Source organism: Tenacibaculum geojense, from assembly GCF_042676005.1.
In the GTDB taxonomy this organism is placed as follows: domain Bacteria; phylum Bacteroidota; class Bacteroidia; order Flavobacteriales; family Flavobacteriaceae; genus Polaribacter; species Polaribacter geojense.
Map to the genome: position 1 here is coordinate 150,992 of NZ_JBHTJR010000045.1, position 17,981 is coordinate 168,972.

18 protein-coding genes are annotated in these 17,981 nt (G+C 29.9%); 2 read left to right on the forward strand and 16 right to left on the reverse strand.

Translation table 11 applies throughout. The features are described from left to right. Window positions 1–56: 56 nt before the first annotated feature. Window positions 57–1,139 (forward strand): hypothetical protein, encoded by a 1,083-nt coding sequence (locus tag ACFQ1U_RS08175; protein ID WP_386107169.1) that lies wholly within the window; start codon window positions 57–59, stop codon window positions 1,137–1,139. 50 nt (window positions 1,140–1,189) lie between these two features. Here ACFQ1U_RS08175 and ACFQ1U_RS08180 read toward each other — a convergent pair whose 3' ends face one another. From ACFQ1U_RS08180 to ACFQ1U_RS08220, 9 genes are all read right to left on the reverse strand, one after another. Next, window positions 1,190–2,290, reverse strand: a complete 1,101-nt coding sequence (locus ACFQ1U_RS08180) for a type I restriction-modification system subunit M (RefSeq protein WP_386107171.1) — start codon at window positions 2,288–2,290, stop codon at window positions 1,190–1,192. 231 nt (window positions 2,291–2,521) lie between these two features. Beyond that, window positions 2,522–2,830: a TM2 domain-containing protein gene (locus tag ACFQ1U_RS08185; RefSeq protein WP_386107173.1), complete on the reverse strand. Its 309-nt coding sequence runs from the start codon at window positions 2,828–2,830 to the stop codon at window positions 2,522–2,524. Between the two features lie 578 nt (window positions 2,831–3,408). Next, complete coding sequence (locus tag ACFQ1U_RS08190; protein ID WP_386107175.1) at window positions 3,409–4,362, reverse strand: hypothetical protein; 954 nt, start codon at window positions 4,360–4,362, stop codon at window positions 3,409–3,411. Between the two features lie 4 nt (window positions 4,363–4,366). Beyond that, entirely contained in the window at window positions 4,367–5,644 is a 1,278-nt protein-coding gene (locus ACFQ1U_RS08195; protein ID WP_386107177.1) for a beta-carotene 15,15'-monooxygenase, read from the reverse strand. A gap of 3 nt (window positions 5,645–5,647) precedes the next feature. Further along, complete coding sequence (locus ACFQ1U_RS08200) at window positions 5,648–6,043, reverse strand: TerB family tellurite resistance protein (protein ID WP_386107179.1); 396 nt, start codon at window positions 6,041–6,043, stop codon at window positions 5,648–5,650. Window positions 6,044–6,194: 151 nt separating this feature from the next. Beyond that, window positions 6,195–6,569, reverse strand: coding sequence for a hypothetical protein (locus ACFQ1U_RS08205; protein ID WP_386107181.1), 375 nt, complete (start codon window positions 6,567–6,569; stop codon window positions 6,195–6,197). A gap of 237 nt (window positions 6,570–6,806) precedes the next feature. Continuing rightward, complete coding sequence (locus ACFQ1U_RS08210; RefSeq protein WP_386107183.1) at window positions 6,807–7,472, reverse strand: response regulator; 666 nt, start codon at window positions 7,470–7,472, stop codon at window positions 6,807–6,809. A gap of 4 nt (window positions 7,473–7,476) precedes the next feature. After that, the gene (locus ACFQ1U_RS08215; protein WP_386107185.1) at window positions 7,477–9,153 is read right to left on the reverse strand and encodes an ATP-binding protein; all 1,677 of its coding nucleotides are present in this window, start codon (window positions 9,151–9,153) and stop codon (window positions 7,477–7,479) included. Window positions 9,154–9,196: 43 nt separating this feature from the next. After that, window positions 9,197–9,367 carry a hypothetical protein gene (locus ACFQ1U_RS08220; RefSeq protein ID WP_386107187.1) on the reverse strand — a complete coding sequence of 57 codons (171 nt, stop codon included), beginning with the start codon at window positions 9,365–9,367 and terminating at the stop codon, window positions 9,197–9,199. Window positions 9,368–9,708: 341 nt separating this feature from the next. Between ACFQ1U_RS08220 and ACFQ1U_RS08225 the strand changes: the two genes are divergently transcribed. After that, entirely contained in the window at window positions 9,709–10,395 is a 687-nt protein-coding gene (locus ACFQ1U_RS08225) for a hypothetical protein (protein ID WP_386107189.1), read from the forward strand. A gap of 473 nt (window positions 10,396–10,868) precedes the next feature. Here ACFQ1U_RS08225 and rpsU read toward each other — a convergent pair whose 3' ends face one another. The 7 genes from rpsU to ACFQ1U_RS08260 all read right to left on the reverse strand — a co-directional run bounded on the left by rpsU (window position 10,869) and on the right by ACFQ1U_RS08260 (window position 17,976). Further along, window positions 10,869–11,057: a 30S ribosomal protein S21 gene (rpsU, locus tag ACFQ1U_RS08230; protein ID WP_386107191.1), complete on the reverse strand. Its 189-nt coding sequence runs from the start codon at window positions 11,055–11,057 to the stop codon at window positions 10,869–10,871. A gap of 237 nt (window positions 11,058–11,294) precedes the next feature. After that, the gene (gene prfA, locus ACFQ1U_RS08235) at window positions 11,295–12,371 is read right to left on the reverse strand and encodes a peptide chain release factor 1 (RefSeq protein ID WP_386107193.1); all 1,077 of its coding nucleotides are present in this window, start codon (window positions 12,369–12,371) and stop codon (window positions 11,295–11,297) included. Between the two features lie 254 nt (window positions 12,372–12,625). Then, entirely contained in the window at window positions 12,626–13,804 is a 1,179-nt protein-coding gene (locus ACFQ1U_RS08240; RefSeq protein WP_386107195.1) for an AIR synthase related protein, read from the reverse strand. A 101-nt stretch (window positions 13,805–13,905) separates the two neighbouring features. Continuing rightward, the gene (locus ACFQ1U_RS08245; RefSeq protein WP_386107197.1) at window positions 13,906–15,414 is read right to left on the reverse strand and encodes a carboxypeptidase regulatory-like domain-containing protein; all 1,509 of its coding nucleotides are present in this window, start codon (window positions 15,412–15,414) and stop codon (window positions 13,906–13,908) included. Window positions 15,415–15,425: 11 nt separating this feature from the next. Continuing rightward, entirely contained in the window at window positions 15,426–16,766 is a 1,341-nt protein-coding gene (locus ACFQ1U_RS08250) for a CsgG/HfaB family protein (protein ID WP_386107199.1), read from the reverse strand. Window positions 16,767–16,776: 10 nt separating this feature from the next. Further along, entirely contained in the window at window positions 16,777–17,184 is a 408-nt protein-coding gene (locus ACFQ1U_RS08255; RefSeq protein WP_386107201.1) for a curli assembly protein CsgF, read from the reverse strand. A 45-nt stretch (window positions 17,185–17,229) separates the two neighbouring features. Next, a complete protein-coding gene (locus tag ACFQ1U_RS08260; protein ID WP_386107203.1) occupies window positions 17,230–17,976 on the reverse strand; it encodes a CsgE family curli-type amyloid fiber assembly protein in 747 nt (248 codons plus the stop codon). Window positions 17,977–17,981: the final 5 nt, after the last annotated feature.

Below are 17,981 nucleotides of genomic sequence, written 5' to 3' on the forward strand. Positions count from 1 at the left end.
GTTATGATATATCATAACCTTTTGATACATTTGTTTAATAAAAAATTAAAGATTTTATGAAAAGACAGACAATATTGATAATTTATTTATTATCACACATTTTAAGCATTACAACATCTTATTGCCAAGAAAGTTTTGAATTTAAAGATATAGAGAATCACAGTTTTTACATTTTAAAAGAAGGAGAACTTAAAGTTCCAGATTATAATGCTGAATATAGAAGACCTCTACATGATGGAAAGTATAATAAAACTATTGAAAACTTCATCTTAAACTATGAAGAACTAAATAAGCAATTTGATGAACTTAAAAACCTTGATAAAGACCAAAGAAAAAAAAGGAAGAAAGAATTAAGAGTTGAAAGAGAAAATATATTAAGTAATTTTAAATCAACTTTCGATTTACTAAAACGTCAAGATATGTGGACTTCACATTTTAGAGGTATTGAATTTAATAATTCAGATTTGCTAGAAAGAGCAAAATTAGAGTCGGAAAGGTTAAAAGGAAAGCCAATCAATCTAGAGCAATTAAACGAGAGAGAATTATGGGCTAAGGTTCCAAAAAAAACAGTGAATTTAAAATATCTATCACCTGCTAATATCTTTACACAAATTAAGGGGAAATATATTGTTGCAGGAAAAGTTAATGTGGCAACAAAGAATAATATTAAAGATAATACATATAGAAATCAAGTTTTAGATAAAATAGTTGACAACAATTATACAATTTACAAATACTACAAAAGTGTAGATGGTTCTGGTGCAGATTTTTATAATAATACCATAGACATTTATAATGAATATATGGTAGAAAGAGCACCAAAACAATTATCTAAAATAGAAATTGAGACAAAAAGAAAAGTTAAACTCTACTTAAAACAGGCTGAACCTTATTTAAAGAAAATGTATAACGGAATTTTAGCTCATAAAAATTTCACCTTAACCAATAGTAAAAGGTCTGAGTGGATAGAAAATACTAAAAAAGTAAAGTTAATTGACAAAAAAATTAGAGCCCTATACGGTAATAATGATGGTAATTATTACGATTTTCAAAAGCTTCTTGATACAAAAACCTTAGAAGATAAAATTTATTTTGATACTGTTCTTAATAACTCCAAACAAATGTTAGGTATATACTAAAGTAAAAAGTGCTAAAAATTTTAAATTTTTAGCACTTTTCAGTAAATAAATTAACTAAACACACTAACAACTTCATAATCTAATATTTTCATAAAGTTCTCTCCGAAATAATCCTCATCTTCAGCCCCTTTTCTAAATAAAGCACCATGTGGTAAAACCACGGTCATTCGCCCAGTACTATTCATTGATTTAATCATATGTTGTACCCAAGCCATGTCACCATTTCCTTTAGGTGGTACACCAGCTATATTTCGTCCATAAGGATCATTTACCCAGTTTTCTGCTCCCCATTGTTTCAAAGAAAAAGGTGGATTGGCAATAACACAATCAAAAGTTTTGAGACCATCTGCAACAAAAAAGGCTGGATCTCTAAGGGTGTCTCCTCGAGCTATTTGAAAATCTTCAATACCATGAAGAAACATATTCATTCTAGCAATAGAGCTTGAGGTTAAGTTCTTTTCTTGACCAAATAATTTAAGTGTTCTGTAGTCTTCGTTATTGTCCTTTAAGTGGTCTACACATTCTAATAACATACCTCCAGTACCACAAGCAGGGTCATATATAGTTTCTCCTTCATGAGGATCTAGAATTAAACCTAGCAAATGTACTACAGAACGTGGGGTATAAAATTCTCCTGCTTTTTTATTTGTAAGATCAGCGAAGTGCTTTATCAAATATTCATATGCGTTACCCAAAATGTCTGGATCTACTACTGAGTTTGATAAAGTGTATTGTGAAAAATGTTCTATTAAATCGATTAACAGCCTATCAGAAAGTTTATTTTTGTTACTCCATTGTGCATCACCAAAAATTCCAAATAAAGACTCCTGATTAGCCTGCTCAATTCCACGAAGAGCTTTTTCAATAGCTAATCCTATATTAGTAGTGGTTTCTCTTACATTTTTCCAATGACAACCATCTGGGATTTCGAATCTATGAAACTCAGGTAAGGAAGCGTACTCAATATCTCCATCAGATTCTTCTAAAGCTAATTGATATTCTTCATCATATACATCTGACAATCTTTTAAAAAACAACAGTGGAAAAATATAAACTTTATAATCTGAGGCATCCACAGGACCTTTTAATATCCATGCAGCCTTTGATAAGTATTGTTCAAGTTGTGATAACGTAATTTTTGTTGAAGACATTGTAAAAGATTAATTAGCTATTTTTTTAAAGTTCTAAAATAATAAAAGCAAGGTAGAAATAATTGCAGTAATACTGTAATAAAGAAAAAAAGTTTTTAACGGTTCTGGCTATGAGTAGTTGCGTGCGTTAGTACTTAACTTTGCAAGTACACACCAAACTGAAAATCCACGAGAATTTTCAGGAGTAGGTGAGTACAAGCAATTTCTTATAATCAATGTTGTATACAGTTTTTATTCTAATTTAGCTCTATTTCCAGTTGCAGCAGCCACCATAGCCATATTTCTTGCGTGGTCAGCGTCTTTTTCTTTTTTATCAATTTCTTCTATTTGTTGAAAAATCATAGCATTATGTTTATTCACTTTACTAGACATTGTGAAAAGGTCAATAAGAGCCCAAATTCCGATTCCACCAAATGTTATCCAATATAAGATTTGAGTTCCCCATTTTCCTAAGTAGGCATAGTGAGCACCAAGAACAAACCATAATACATAGGCTGTTCCAGTAGATTTTAATTTAGATTGTAAATAATGTTTATTCATTTTCATAAATGTTTAAATTAGCTTACTTCCGTTTATAGTCATTTTTCAGCAAATTCCGACTCAATATTTTTTTACAAATTGTATAGAACTCTTTTATATAGTTAACTTTTTAATGTTTTAAATTTTTTAAAGGTTGACTTTTGTTTTAGTATTCAAGGATTTATAATGGCTTTTTTTAATGTGAATAAATTAAGTTAACAACTCAAACGTATTGATTACAATTACAAACATTAATAAGCTTGATGTTGAAAACACCTATTATAGGTGTTTTTAGTTAGTCTTTTACACCTTTTTCCTGACTTTGTTCTCCCTAGGCATTGAGTGCTTGTGTTTCTTTTTTTTAGTTCTTTACTTACTGAATAAATTGGTTTACAAACTCTACAAGGTAAAAAACCATAAGAAATAGCTTTTTGAACCTCAATCTCTATGCTTGAATATTTTAAAAACCTGCATTCCTTTTTGTGGTATTTTTTACCAGACTTTGTTAAATAAACAGTTTGAGCATTGGTGCATGACAATGAGCAGATTAAGAATACTACTAAATAGCTTACTATATGTCGACTTCGCTTTTTTATAGGTTAGTTATTTAAAAACTGGTTTATCGTATTTTCCATATTTGCAGGAAGTTCAGCTCCATATACCTGATACTTTTTTATTCCCATTGAATCAAACCAATTTTCCCAATACTTTTTCATGATATCAAAGCCATATGGGTTTGCTTTTTTATCATGATTAACTACTCCTAAAACTAATACTTCTAATTCTTCTAGATTAGAGTTAGCAGGAATAAACCCAAAATTTTTCTCTTTCATTTTATTTTCCCAAGAGCTAGTATTCAAGCCGAAATTTCTTAATGTTTTTGGAGTAATGTAAGATGTACGATTATTTTCTTTTAATTTACTATCTACATGAAACATATAACCATCAGTTAGTATTACAAGAATATTTCTATTACATTCTTTAATACAATATCGTTTTACCTTGTCTTTAAAAAAGCGCCAAGTGTCAGATCCTAAATATGTACTATTACTCCTTGCAATTGAATAGATTTCAGATGGAATAGCAGCGTATTTATTTTCAAACTCATTAATTTGTTTTTGTGTGAGATTTTTATCAAATGAAATTTGTAATTGTTTTGCCTTTTCATTAATTGATGCATCAGCAGGTTCAGGTTCAAAATACAGCTGCATGTAATCATTCATTAACACCATTTTTTTTGTCTTTATATGGTCTAAAAAACTTGTAGCTATAGTTTGGATGTATCCTAAGTCTCTTTGAAAATACTCCATAGTTGGATTTGGATACTTTGTTTCACTAATTCTATCTGAAAGATCCAATAATATGCTTACATTCCAGTTGTTTTCTTTGTTTTTAAGTAAGTAATTAGGACAATCAGAAGTAGATTTGTTTTCTTTTGCTTCAGTTTCTTTTTTTATTTCAGATGTATTTTCTGCTTTGCATTCTACTAATAGCAACACAAGTAGAAGAGTTGTAGTTAATTTAATGATTTTATATACTTTTAAGTTATTCATGGTATTAAGATTGAGATAAAAAGATTTTATTTTGATATTCATTATTTGAACCTACTTCAATAATATGTGTTTTATAGGTTTCATTACATTCATGAATTAAATCTTGCTTTTTGGTAAAAGAACCATGCAAGTTTTGGTTAATTGATGTGATCCAACCTTGCATGTATTCAGAAGCGTATAAATGATATTCTTTAACAGGAATAATGACACCATTTATAAGCCTTTTTAGTTCTTCTATTCTTCCTTTAATAGTTTCAATATCTTCTTTAATATCGTGTAGTTTATGTTCTAAACCATCAATATTTTCTTTTTCAATTTTAATTTTATTCACTCTTGCATCAATCGCCATTTTTATTTTGTCTTTCTCCTTGTGTTCTTTCAATATAAAATCAAACACTAAGCCCCAAATTACATAGACAATGAACCCTGCAAAAATGATTCCCCAAAAAGCTACTTTTTGAAAGGCAATAGGTAGCGAGAATTCTGGAGATGAAATGCTTTTTGATAAATCATATAAGTTGTTTTCTATTTGATAGGCTAAAATGGCATCAAATACAAAAGTCACTATAAATAAACTTATTACTTTTAATGTGTTGGAGGTGTTTTTTACTTCACCAAACATATGGATCAAAAAACCTAATCCCATAAACACAAAGGGAATAAAGGTTACAAACAATCCTTCCAATGGGCCATCAGACCACGCTTTGGTAAATGCATTCGCATCCAGAATGGATTGCATCACGCCATCACCTATTTCAAATTGTTTAAAGAATGCAGAATAAGATGTTGATACATAAAAAGTTATTAAATAGATGCTAATAGGAACAATAAGTATAATTCCTATCCAAAATTTTAACGAAGCCCCTTTTTTGGCATCAATCCCATATTTCTCAGGGTTGTTTGGAATATCTGCTATTTCATGTTTTAGGTTTTCTATACCTTTTTTTCGCTTTTCAATTTTTTCAGATATGTTATCAAAAACAACTGATTTTGTTTTTATCTCAGTTTCTTTTTCTGATTTTTCTGATAAATATGGTTCGTTGTATTCGTTTTGCTTTGTTTTATTTATTTTTTCTTCATTTTGAAACTTAGCATATATGGCTTGAAGACAAATGTTCAGCGCTATTTTATCTCCAAAGTTTCTTGTACTATCTCTAAATCCAGCTTCATGATAAGTTTGCTTTCGTTCACGCTCATCTAATTGAATCACTCTACCACTATCTAATTCATTTGATTTTTCTTCTGTTTTGGTTTTTACCAAATCTTTCAGTTTTTTTATCATGATTTATAGTTGTTTTAAAACTTCTTCTAATTTGATATTTTTATTGACAGCATTTAATAGATATTCTGCAAGTTCTTCTATGTTTTCTTCTTCAAACTCAAATAAGCGAATGTATTTTTTTAAATTATTTCTTTCATTTTCATCTACTTTACCGTCAGCCCATATCATTTCACATAATTGATATAAGTAAGTGATTTTTTCGATAAGATCATTAGGAATGCTTTTTTCAACAGAAGATGGATTTAACAATAATGTATCCAAAGTTTCTTTAGGAATTCCTCTCTCCTCGGCAAAACGATACAGCATTTTAAGTTCTAATTGATGAAAGTTATCATCTGTGAAAGCCATACTGTATAGTCGTAAGAAATGAGCTTTTAGTTCTTCAGAAATTTCGTGCATAATAACAGGGTAATTGATTGATTAACAAACTTAAATTAACAGACAAAAAAAACCTTACGGGTTCCCGTAAGGCTCACTTAACTTATACTAATCAAAATAAATAACTAATTATGCTAACTGATTGATTTTTTGATTTTGATAATGTTCTATTCTACTTTTTAAATATCCAAGTTCTTGAATTGTTATTCGATTCTTGAATAGAAATCTCATTTCCATTTTTTGTGAGAATAAAATTTTCATCTGTTCTCAAACTATAGTTAGTATCGTCAATTTTTTCCCAAGTTCCTGTATACCCTCCGTCATCAAGATTACAGTTAGGTTGTGTGTGTCGTAGCCAACGTAAGGAAAAATCACTATTAAATGTAATTGTGTTTTTTTCTATACATTCTGAATCAGAACTTTGGTTGTTAATGATTAAATCTATTTGTTGCCACGTTCCAATTATAGGGTTTTCTAATTCATTTTCATCTGATGAACAACTTGATAACATACTAACAATACATAATAAAAATAAGTGCTTTTTCATTTTAATTTATTTTCTAATTTATTTTCTAATTTATTTTTACCCTACTCATTTGGCTTTTTTGGTAACGCCCCATTTTTTTTAGTGGTTTTGGAATCCATTTTAACAAACTTAAATCACTTTTTAAATAAAAACCTTATAGGTAAAGTTTTCAACCTTAAATTATTAAGAAGACAGAACTCTTTAAAAGTAATATTAAGAGTTAAGTTTTTTTAATTTTATAAAGTTTTAGTAATCTTATTATATAACACCTAAATCTTTGACTATTGATACCAAATGGATAGCATTATTTGCTTTGAATTGTATTTTTAATTTATTCAATTTTTTTTCAATGGAACTTAAACTACTTGGAGATAAATTTTTGTTTTTAAATTGTATACTAATTTCTTCTTGAGATAGTCCATTAGCGAGCGATTCTAGTAAGTTTACATCATAATCCGTAATTTCTAATGTCGTTTTTTTACTAAGTGCTTGTTGTACTTGATTTGAAACCCATGTTTCATTATTATTCACTTTTTCAATTGCTAACTTCAGATCTTTTAAGCCGTATCTACTTTTACATACATACGCATTAATATTATATTTTTCTAGTAATGCTCTTACTTTTTGAATTTTATCTTCTATTGAAAAAACAATTATTTTTAAATTAAAACCTTCCTCTCTAATGGCTTTAATTAATTCTTCACCTGAAGAAAATCGTTGCTCTCTATGATCTGGTATGTAAGATAGATCAGTAATTATTAAATCATAAGGATTACTATCAATCTTAGCTTTTTTTAGTTTTAAGTAGGCATCGTCACAGTATTGTACTTTGTCGAAAAGTTTAATATTTAATTCATTTAAAACTGAAGTAACACCTTCATTAATACTTCCTAAATCATCAGATATGAGTACTTTACTAAACATCTTTTTAAATAGTGATTTTTACTTTAAACCCTGCATTAGGTTTTGAATCAAAAATAATACTTCCTTTTATTGATTTAATACGGTTTTCCGCATTGTATAGTCCATTTAACTTTTTTAAGGTAGTACCTGCTCCATTATCATTGTATTCAATTTGTAGTGTGTTTCTTGTTTGATTAAAATTAATGACTACTATTGAAGCTTTGCTATGTTTTTTCATGTTTACTAACAATTCTTGAATAACTCTAAAAATTACAGTTTTGAACTCATCAGAGTATTTCTCCCAATTAATATTTTTACTATTTTTTGTTATTATTTGAACATGGTTCTCATTGAAACTCAAGAATAAATCTTCTAAATGCTCACTAAAGTTGCCATCTGTGCTAATCCTACTATTTTCTTTAGAAATATCTCTAGTTTTAATGTAAACCTCTTCTAGCTCATCTATAACCTTTTCATTAATATTTTCATTTTGAAGTTTGCTCATAATGTAAAACATATCATTTGCAACTTCGTCATGTACTTTTTTTGAGATTCGTGTTTCAGTATTATAAACTTGTTGTATTACCTCTTTTTTATGTCTAATTTTAAGGATATAATATGAGAAAATAGAAACGATAAGAATTAATAACCCGATTATTAAATAGATTAACTTCATTCTTTTTTGCTTTTCCTCTTTCAATTTCACTTCAGCTAAAAGTCGTTTTACCTTCTCTGCTTTTCTTTTTTCTTCTGAAAAATTATATTTCATCGCAGCGAATTTATTTTCATTTGTTTGTTTAGCTACAGCAATACTATCAATCATGTTTTTGTATTCAAGAACATATTCGTTCCCTTGAATCTGAGAAATGAGTGAAAGGGCATCTAATTTGTAGTTGATATTTCCTTTTTCTTTGGCTATTTTTAGAACTTTAAAAGCATATTTTAATGCTTTTGAATTTTGCTTTATATCCAAATAATATTCTGAAAGATGAAGATAACTCGCTATGATTCCTGGTATGTGGTTTATGTTTTTTCGTATTTCTAATGCTTTTTTGAGATCATTTAAACCTCCTGTTTTGGTTAATTTTGATTTAACATGACCTAGATTACTTAATGATCTAGCTATTTGCTTTTTATCATTGCTTTCTATGCTTCTTTTATATACATCATCAAAGAATTTATAAGCTTTAGTGTATTCTTTCTTTTCTTTGTATATATATGCAATGTTATTAAGAATAATATTTTTAGAAGTCTTTTTATGTGTAAGTTTTAATGCTTTTTGATAATACATCAAAGCATTTTCATAATTTCGAAAATGTCTATTAATAATTCCTAAATCTATCAACAATCCTGATTTTGCTTCTTTTAATATGGCAGATGTATCCGAGTAGTTGTTTGCTAATTTTAATCCATGTACTGCAGACGATTCAGCATCATTAAAAACGCCTAATTTCTTCTGAATAATGGTTAAAAATCGTAAACTTTGAATTGCCGTTAGTGTATCATTTTGCTTTAAACTCCAATCTTTATGCTTTTCATAATATTTATACACTGATATTATTTTTGCTTTATCTTCGGTTTGATAAAATGAATTATAATAATACAACAAACTATCATTAGCAGATTGAGCATGTAAAAAAGTTGGAGTTAATGATCCGCTAACTAATACTAAAAAAAGGAATGAAATTTTAATCTTTTTCATTCCTCTAAAATAATAAACTAATTTTAAGTTATACTTTTTAAAATTATCCTACTGTTGCAGGTGGCGGTGGTGGTGGTGTATCACCTTCATCATCTCCACCGGTGTTTTGCAGTAATTGTTCATCTAAAATTAACTCCTCACTTTCATCAATTGTACACGATGTAAAACTTGTAATACACATAAGGGCTAATAAAAATATGATTGTTTTTTTCATCTTTTCTTATTTAAATTTTTGACAATAGTTTTCTTGTTCGATAGTTTTTATCGAATATTAATGAGTGTTAAACACCATTTAAAAAGGCCTTTTTGGGAAGTGATTAGAAGTGTGTAAAGTACTTGTACTTCCCTTTTAAAGTTCAATACACACGACTAAAGTTTGAATTGATGATGTTCATATTTCTTTTTATATTTGAATAAGCATCAACATCAAGTTCAGTACAAATCAAGCTGTTACATTCCTGGAAGTCTGGAATAAATTAGGAAACAAATGAGAAAGTTTTAGGAATTGTATTTCCTGTTTTTTTCCTAGTTATTCTTTCATAAAAACTAACTAAAATGCATAACGTATTAATTCAATTGGCTTTTGATAAAATGAAGAATGATCATTTTAAAAATGAAGGTTTAAATTTGACTAAAACTCAAACATCTAAAAGACTTTCTGAGTTGTTATTGGATGATTATAAGGTTTGTTTTGGGGATAAGAGGTTAAGAGATATTTATAATAATAAAGCAAAAATCAAACAAGTTGATGTATTAAAAGCATTATGTGACTATTTGGGGTATGATAATTACAATGCTTTTTTAGAATCAAATAATTTAAATGAAAAAGGAAGAGTTAATGCTAGTTTTTCGAATACTATTTTTAAATTTAAGCAACCCTTGCTTATTTCATTAACTGTATTGATATGTTTAATAATGGTTTATTTTTTTACTGTTGATCAACAACGTTGGATGGTTTGGAAAGTAGATCATTATGAAGAGGTTGATTTCGATACAAAAAAATACAAATTGAATCAACTTAAATTGTTTAAAGAAGAAAGAATTAACAATTTCAAAAAAATTGAAGCAACTTGTGATACCAATTTTTTTGATGATAAAGGAAATGTAAAGGTTTGGTATGAAAAGAATAGAAACGGAAAATTAGACCTATTTACTTCATTGGGTTTACATCCAGAAACAGGAAAAACCTTAAAACCAATCACTAGATATATGATAAAAAAATATATATGCAAAACCTATTAAAATAAACTCACTACTTTATATGTAATTATTTTATTGATTCATACTGCATGTAATTTTCATAAAAGGTAAAACCAAACTGAATATTGAAATATTTTATATTATAGTTTTACATCAAACCAAATAATGGTCTTTAAATTTAGTCAAATACCATGATTAAAATTACTACAACCACAAAATGGAAAAAAATTAGATTAGAAATAAATCTGATTCTAAAAAGTCTTGTTCGGAAATCTTTTAACATAGAAAAAAGTTTAATTCTACCAAGCTTAATTAATACCATATTTAGATAGAACTTGAGCACATGTGAGAAAACAGTAACCAAGACCTTAAACTACTTTAAGCTTTTAAAAAAGTAGAATCTCTCTGCATAATTTGGCAAAATCATTTTTACTATACCTCAATTTTAATGCAACGCTATTTCAAAACGGGACAATATCAAAAAAAAAAGCAACTCAATATGAGTTGCTTTTTTTCTATTCTTCTTTAAAAAGTTGCTCTTTATAAGCTGCTTTTTTAATTTCTGCTCTTCTTAAAACCGATGGCTTTACATATTGCTTACGGTCTCTTAACTCTTGTAATACTTTAACGTTTCTGTATTTACGCTTGTATCTTTTTAAGGCTCTATCTATATTTTCACCTTCTTTTACTATAATTCTTAACATATAAAAATTTTTAATTAATAAAACATCAGCCCACATGTTTGTAGGTTACTTAGAACTAAATTTACCTCATGAAAAAGCTGAAAATGTTTTGATAAATTTTTAATTTAAATAGGAAGCGAAACTAAAAATTGAAGAAAACCTTCTCTGTAGATAATATAACTCTGGCGCGAAAGTACAATTTATAATAAAACCTTACAAATTATAGCGAAAAAGCTCAACCAAATGGTTGAGCTTTTTTTAAATAGTTTCTCCTAATTCCTTTAATTTAGAAGTATTTTCTGCTAACATCAATTCATCAATAATTTTTTGAATATCTCCGTTAACTATATTTTGTAAATCGTACAGTGTTAAACCTATTCTATGATCGGTAACACGACCTTGTGGATAGTTATAAGTTCTAATTTTTGCAGATCTGTCTCCTGATGTTACCATCGACCCTCTTTTTTCTGCATCTTCAGCTTGCTTTTTTGCTAGCTCTAAATCATATAAACGAGAACGTAATACTCTAAACGCTTTTTCTTTATTTTTATGCTGAGATTTTTGATCTTGACATTGTGCTACTAAACCTGTAGGTATGTGCGTTAAACGTACCGCAGAATATGTAGTGTTTACAGACTGTCCTCCAGGCCCTGATGAACAGAAATAATCAATACGAACATCTTTTGGATTAATTTCTACATCAAATTCTTCAGCTTCTGGAAAAACCATACACGTAGCTGCAGATGTATGCACTCTACCTTGTGTTTCTGTTTGTGGTACACGTTGTACACGGTGCACTCCGGCTTCAAACTTTAAAGTTCCGTACACATCTTCTCCACTAACTTCAAACTGAATTTCTTTAAATCCTCCGTTCGTACCTTCAGAATAATCAACAATAGATACATTCCAGCCTCTACCTTCACAATATTTAGAATACATTCTAAATAAATCTCCAGCAAAAATACTTGCTTCATCCCCTCCTGTTCCTGCACGTAATTCTACTACTGCATTTTTACCATCTTCAGGATCTTTTGGAATTAATAAGAATTTAATTTCTTCTTCTAAAACAGGAATTCTTTCTTTGGCTTCGTCCATTTCGGCTTTTGCCATTTCTACCATTTCGGCATCGCTCCCATCGGCAATAATTTCTTTTGCCTCTTCAATATTATTAAGTAAACCTTCGTACTCGTTGGCTTTTTTAACCACCTTTCCAAGGTCTTTATATTCTTTATTTAATTGTACATAACGCTTTTGATCAGAGATAATATCTGGCTGAATAATTAAATCTGACACCTCATCAAAACGTTGTTTTACTATCTGTAACTTGTCTAACATAGTATCTTTTGTTGGAGTGCGAATTTACGATTTTTTATTGGATTTTAAACTAAAATTAATACTACGCATTACCTAAAGTTTATGATTACTTTTACCCGTATCTAAAATGCCATGAATGGAAACTAAAGAATTAGAAAATATTGGTAAAAAGCACAGCAATACTTTATTTACTATTTAAAATAAATCACAAAAAAATGGGGCCAAGTTATTGACCCCAGTCTGTACCTTTATAAAGATTTTATTGATGAATTTTTCTAATACTCAAAAGTACCATATTCACTTTTTATAGTAAGCTTTTTTTCTGCAGATGCTTCTACTTTTCCTATTATTTGAGCATTTACATTAAATGATTTAGAAATAGCAATTATATCTTCAGCTACTGCTGGCGAAACATATAACTCCATACGATGTCCACAGTTAAAAACCTGGTACATTTCTTTCCAATCGGTTTTTGATTGCTCTTGAATTAATTTGAATAATGGCGGTACCTCAAACATATTATCTTTTACAACATGTAAATTGTCTATAAAATGTAAAATTTTTGTTTGTGCACCTCCCGAACAATGAATCATTCCGTGTATTTCTTCTGAAGAATACTTGGCTAAAATAGCCTTAATTATTGGCGCATACGTTCTTGTTGGTGATAAAACTAACTTCCCCGCATCTAACGGTGAATTAGGCACCTCATCGGTTAGTTTAACCGATCCAGCATATACTAAGTCAGACGGTACTGCCGCATCAAAGCTTTCTGGATATTTAGTTGCCAATTCTTTATAAAAAACATCATGACGAGCAGAAGTTAAACCATTACTTCCCATGCCGCCATTGTACTCTTTTTCATATGTTGCTTGACCAAAAGATTCTAAACCTACAATAACATCTCCAGCTTTAATGTTGGCATTGTCTATTACCGCTGTTCTTTTCATTCGTGCAGTTACTGTAGAATCAACAATAATAGTTCTAACTAAATCACCTACATCTGCTGTTTCTCCTCCTGTAGAGTGGATGGTTACGCCAAACTCTTTAAGCTCTTCAATTAACGTTTCTGTACCATTAATAATGGCAGAAATGACCTCTCCTGGTATTAAATTTTTGTTTCTTCCAATAGTTGATGATAACATAATATTATCTGTAGCTCCTACACATAATAAATCATCTATATTCATAATTAAAGCATCCTGCGCAATCCCTTTCCATACAGATATATCACCTGTTTCTTTCCAATACATATAAGCTAATGATGATTTGGTACCAGCACCATCAGCATGCATAATTAGGCAATACGAATCATCATTGGTTAAATAATCGGGTACTATTTTACAAAATGCTTTAGGAAAAAGACCTTTGTTAATGTTCTTAATAGCGTTGTGAACATCTTCTTTAGAGGCAGATACTCCTCTTTGCGCATAGCGTTTAGAAACTTCTTTACTCATGGTGTTGTGTTGTTGTTGGGCAAATTTAGTTTTTCTGAAGATGTAAACCATAAAAAAACCGAATGTTTTTACACATTCGGCTCTCGGTTGGGTGATGCTGTTTATTTCCAATCGGGCATAAACGCATCTGGGAAAACTTGCGTTCTTGTTATGTTGTTTGTAACTAATGTTGTTTTGTAGATGTTTTTTGATGAAATACCATCGTTTGAGGTATTTACAAAAATAATTTCTGCTTCATTTGGTGAAAAACGAGGATCTAAATCATTGGTGCCTGGAAGTTTTTCTGAAGAAGCATCAAAAGTAGTAGCGGTTAGTACATCATAAATAAATATATGTGTATTTAATTGTCTGTAATTGGCCGATTGAAACTCTGAAATATCATAGGTATACAATATTTTGTTACCAGTTACTGAAAATTGCAGCCCTCCTAACGCCCCCACAGCATCAGATACAATTCTCGATAAAATATTCCCGTTGGTATCTACTGTATAAATATCGCCGTCATATCCACTAGAATTATTTGCTTTTATTACAATTTTACTTCCATCTTCACTCCAATCACATTCAGTTATTAATTTTCCGTCTGGGTTTTGATGTAGTAACTGCAAGCCACTGCCATCTTTATTAATTACATACAATTTATCAAAGTTGGGATATAACAACCTGCCTCCATCTGCAGACCATGCAAAATCCACTTCGTTTAAGTTAAAACTTGCTACAGGAATTGTTGACGTAACTCTTTGCACCTCATCACCGTTAGGCTGCATGGTATATATATGTGTTTGATTATTGTCTGTTTGTAAAAAAGCTACCAAGCCTGCTGTATTATTTTTTCTGGGTCTCCAAGAATTTTTGCTACTGTCCGTTAACATCAATTCGTCAGTAACTCCATTATCTTCAGAAAAATTTCCTGAATACACCACATTATTACCATTACTATTTTTAGTGTAAAAAAATCTATTTCCAGGATCTGGTTTTATGGTAAATGATTTTGTTCCGCTAATCACCTCCTCATTTATACCATCATTGGCTATTACCTGCCAGATATATTTGGCACCAAAACGTAAACTTTGCAATGTTAACACAGTATCTATTTGGTTATCTAGCGTTATTATCTCATTATTAAAGTCATTTTGCAAAATAATGGTGTAACGAAGCTCATCATCGTCTACATCTGATGAAGACCAAACTAACTGTACGGTATTTTCTAAATTATTAACCCCATCTGCTGGGCTTATTAACTCTGGTACCGAAGGTGGTTGATTTAATGCTGTAGAAACATCCATCTCAATCACCACACTTATAGCGCCATCTTTTACTACTGTAGCCGGCTCAAAACTATCCAAATAACCTTCTTTGTTGGCTTGTACTGAATAATCTTGTGCTACAACTCCTGTAAATTCAAAGTTTCCTTCTTCATCTGTAAACACAGTATTGTTAGTGGGTGATAATGTTACTTTTGCATTTGCTATGGGCTCGAAGTTTGTTTTGGTAACAACTTTACCCGTTAAGTTTCCGTATTCTTCTAATCCGATGGTTCCGTCTTCTCCACAGCTAACGCATAGATGAATAGCTAAGAATAGTATTGTTAATTTTATTATATTTTTCATCTTTTCAATTTTTAGAAATAGAAATTAATTCCGGCGCCTACTCTCCAAATTTGATCATTTTTTGTACCAATAGATTGCCCATCTAAATCATCAGAAAGCATAAAAATACTTTCAGCATTTAGCATTAATCCTATTTTATTGGTTAGTAAATACTCTAAACCTCCGCCTAACTGAAGTTTAAAAAAGGTATTATCTAAATTTACTTTTGATACAGAACCAAAACCTGTATATACATAAGGAGTTAATTTATCGTATGGTAAAATGTTGTATTCAAAATTTATAGAAGACGTTAAAAATGCTTCGTGAAAAATTCCTGTATTTTTTATTTCAAACCTACCTACAGATCCTCCAAAACTTAATCTTGGATTATTAAATAAATATTTAAATTTTAAATCGAATCCGAAGGCAAACTCAGGGTTGGAATAGTCACCTGTTATTCTACTAACACCTGCCAAAGCACTCATGGAGTTTCGTGCTCGTCTAACTTCTTGCTTCCTATTAAAAAGTAACGTGTTATCTGCAAGTGTTTTCTCTTCTTGGTAATAGTTTGTTATAACATCTACTGCTTTTTTACCGCCGCTAGGTTTCCAAACACCATCTACAACACCTTCTATAATTAAAAGCTCTACTGCTTTATCTATAGCTTCTTTAACTGCTAATTGCGCCGGTTCATTTTTAGTAACCCCTGTTTCTGCCTCTAACAATCTTCTTAAAGAAACATACCTGTATAAATTTGCAGATATTCCTTGTGATAATATTGTTTTTGATACATACACATTCTTTAAAATTTCTCCGGTAGAGGTAGATACAATTCGTAAATACACCGTAATTCTATCTTGTCTGTATTGATTGGATGCGCCTACTCCAAAATATCGTAAACCAGACCCGCCTGTTATAATATTTGAGTCGTATGAAACTACGCCTCCTTCTATAATTGTACCCGCAAATAGTAACGGTGGCATTGTTACCTTTTTTCCGTTAGCATACTCTTGGCGTGTATTTCTGATAATTTGTCGTTCATTTAACAAATTCCCAATATTCTCTCGTTCAATAGGTCTAAACCACCCAGATTCTTCTAGTGATTTTAATAAAATAGTTGTACCACCTTGTGTAACTGCAGTACTAAAAGTAGATCCGTTTTGTACAGGTTTATATTGCCCTGTTTGATCTCTGAATTTATAAACACCTACTACAATTTTTTCACTAGGTGGATATTGTTGTATTATTGATGCTGGTGATGTGTTTTCTCCTATTCGTGCCCTCGATTGCACAAACGGCTGATTTAAGTATGCTCCACAACTTGTTAATACTAACATAAGTTGTAGGCATACCCATATAATACCCTTTTTCATAGTAAATATTTTAACCGTTTCCTGGAATTGTTATTTGTGTTTGTTCCCCCGTTTGAGTATTTAAAATACTTACGTTTAAACCATCTATGCCTGGTGTGATTTCAACCAATAATGATCCAAAGTAATAAGTACCAACAGTAAGCTCTGCATCACCTAATTGTTCTTGAAATAAACTTTGTGATAACGAGTTTAATAATCTTCTATTTAAACTATCTGTAAAATTATCTAACTCACTTTGCTCGTTAAAACCAGATTGACTTTCTTCTGTAAAATCATTTTGAGCATTTACAGAAGCCATTATTTGTTGATAATTAAAAGAATCTCCTCCAAAAAAAGGACTTATGGGTTTGTATACAATATCTTGCGAATAGACAAGACTGGACATACAAAAAAACAGTAAGAGTAATTGTGTTTTCATAATGTAATTGGTTAGTTAGTTTGTTTGTATTTATATATGGTATCGTTAAATTCTTCTATTGAATAAATTATTGCCTTTACTTCTTACAAAACTGGTTAAGCGCCTCATAGTAAGTGCTACGTTTTGTTTTAAATACTCTTCTTCTGGTTTGGCAAAAAATTCGTGTATTTTGGTACCATGAGCTTCTACAGCAATAATACTGCTTCGTCCCATAGCAGGTTTTTCTGATATTTTAATTATGAATGGATATTTTCTACCAGACACAAGATATTCTTGGTAAAAAAAATCATGAAAATCTTTTCCTATTCTAGTAATAGCTTCATCAATCACCACTCCTTTAATAAAAAATTGTGATTCATCTATCTGCTTTGGTTGTTGATTGGTTTTTCTTTTTGCAGCAACTTTTGGTTTTTCTGGTACATTGATAAATAGAGTATCTCTTCTTAACAATTTATCTTTATGCTTTATAAATAAAAAAACACGTAACTGTTCTTTATCAGTTAAGCTAATCCTGACTGTTGATAAGTACTTCTCTTCTTTTGGACTAAGCGAAAAATCTCCAGACTGGTTATTTTTAAAATAATTTCCTTTTTCGTTTTTTTTGATAGTTAAAAAGTTATAGGTAAGCTCATCTACATACACATCTTTTTTATTAATAATTTGTGCTCTTAGGTTTAAAAAATTGTCTTTTTTAATCAATTTTATAGCTCCGTCTACTGAAACTGCTTGTTCTTGCGCTTCACTACATAAAAAACCTAGTATAAATAATAGAATACTTATCTTCTTTTTCATGGTTT

What these genes read in the sequence shown, in the direction of transcription:
- ACFQ1U_RS08175 (WP_386107169.1), top strand. Translation starts at nt 57, where the DNA reads ATGAAAAGACAGACAATATTGATAATTTATTTATTATCACACATTTTA.
- ACFQ1U_RS08180 (WP_386107171.1), bottom strand. Translation starts at nt 2,290, where the DNA reads ATGTCTTCAACAAAAATTACGTTATCACAACTTGAACAATACTTATCA.
- ACFQ1U_RS08185 (WP_386107173.1), bottom strand. Translation starts at nt 2,830, where the DNA reads ATGAATAAACATTATTTACAATCTAAATTAAAATCTACTGGAACAGCC.
- ACFQ1U_RS08190 (WP_386107175.1), bottom strand. Translation starts at nt 4,362, where the DNA reads ATGAATAACTTAAAAGTATATAAAATCATTAAATTAACTACAACTCTT.
- ACFQ1U_RS08195 (WP_386107177.1), bottom strand. Translation starts at nt 5,644, where the DNA reads ATGATAAAAAAACTGAAAGATTTGGTAAAAACCAAAACAGAAGAAAAA.
- ACFQ1U_RS08200 (WP_386107179.1), bottom strand. Translation starts at nt 6,043, where the DNA reads ATGCACGAAATTTCTGAAGAACTAAAAGCTCATTTCTTACGACTATAC.
- ACFQ1U_RS08205 (WP_386107181.1), bottom strand. Translation starts at nt 6,569, where the DNA reads ATGAAAAAGCACTTATTTTTATTATGTATTGTTAGTATGTTATCAAGT.
- ACFQ1U_RS08210 (WP_386107183.1), bottom strand. Translation starts at nt 7,472, where the DNA reads ATGTTTAGTAAAGTACTCATATCTGATGATTTAGGAAGTATTAATGAA.
- ACFQ1U_RS08215 (WP_386107185.1), bottom strand. Translation starts at nt 9,153, where the DNA reads ATGAAAAAGATTAAAATTTCATTCCTTTTTTTAGTATTAGTTAGCGGA.
- ACFQ1U_RS08220 (WP_386107187.1), bottom strand. Translation starts at nt 9,367, where the DNA reads ATGAAAAAAACAATCATATTTTTATTAGCCCTTATGTGTATTACAAGT.
- ACFQ1U_RS08225 (WP_386107189.1), top strand. Translation starts at nt 9,709, where the DNA reads ATGCATAACGTATTAATTCAATTGGCTTTTGATAAAATGAAGAATGAT.
- rpsU (WP_386107191.1), bottom strand. Translation starts at nt 11,057, where the DNA reads ATGTTAAGAATTATAGTAAAAGAAGGTGAAAATATAGATAGAGCCTTA.
- prfA (WP_386107193.1), bottom strand. Translation starts at nt 12,371, where the DNA reads ATGTTAGACAAGTTACAGATAGTAAAACAACGTTTTGATGAGGTGTCA.
- ACFQ1U_RS08240 (WP_386107195.1), bottom strand. Translation starts at nt 13,804, where the DNA reads ATGAGTAAAGAAGTTTCTAAACGCTATGCGCAAAGAGGAGTATCTGCC.
- ACFQ1U_RS08245 (WP_386107197.1), bottom strand. Translation starts at nt 15,414, where the DNA reads ATGAAAAATATAATAAAATTAACAATACTATTCTTAGCTATTCATCTA.
- ACFQ1U_RS08250 (WP_386107199.1), bottom strand. Translation starts at nt 16,766, where the DNA reads ATGAAAAAGGGTATTATATGGGTATGCCTACAACTTATGTTAGTATTA.
- ACFQ1U_RS08255 (WP_386107201.1), bottom strand. Translation starts at nt 17,184, where the DNA reads ATGAAAACACAATTACTCTTACTGTTTTTTTGTATGTCCAGTCTTGTC.
- ACFQ1U_RS08260 (WP_386107203.1), bottom strand. Translation starts at nt 17,976, where the DNA reads ATGAAAAAGAAGATAAGTATTCTATTATTTATACTAGGTTTTTTATGT.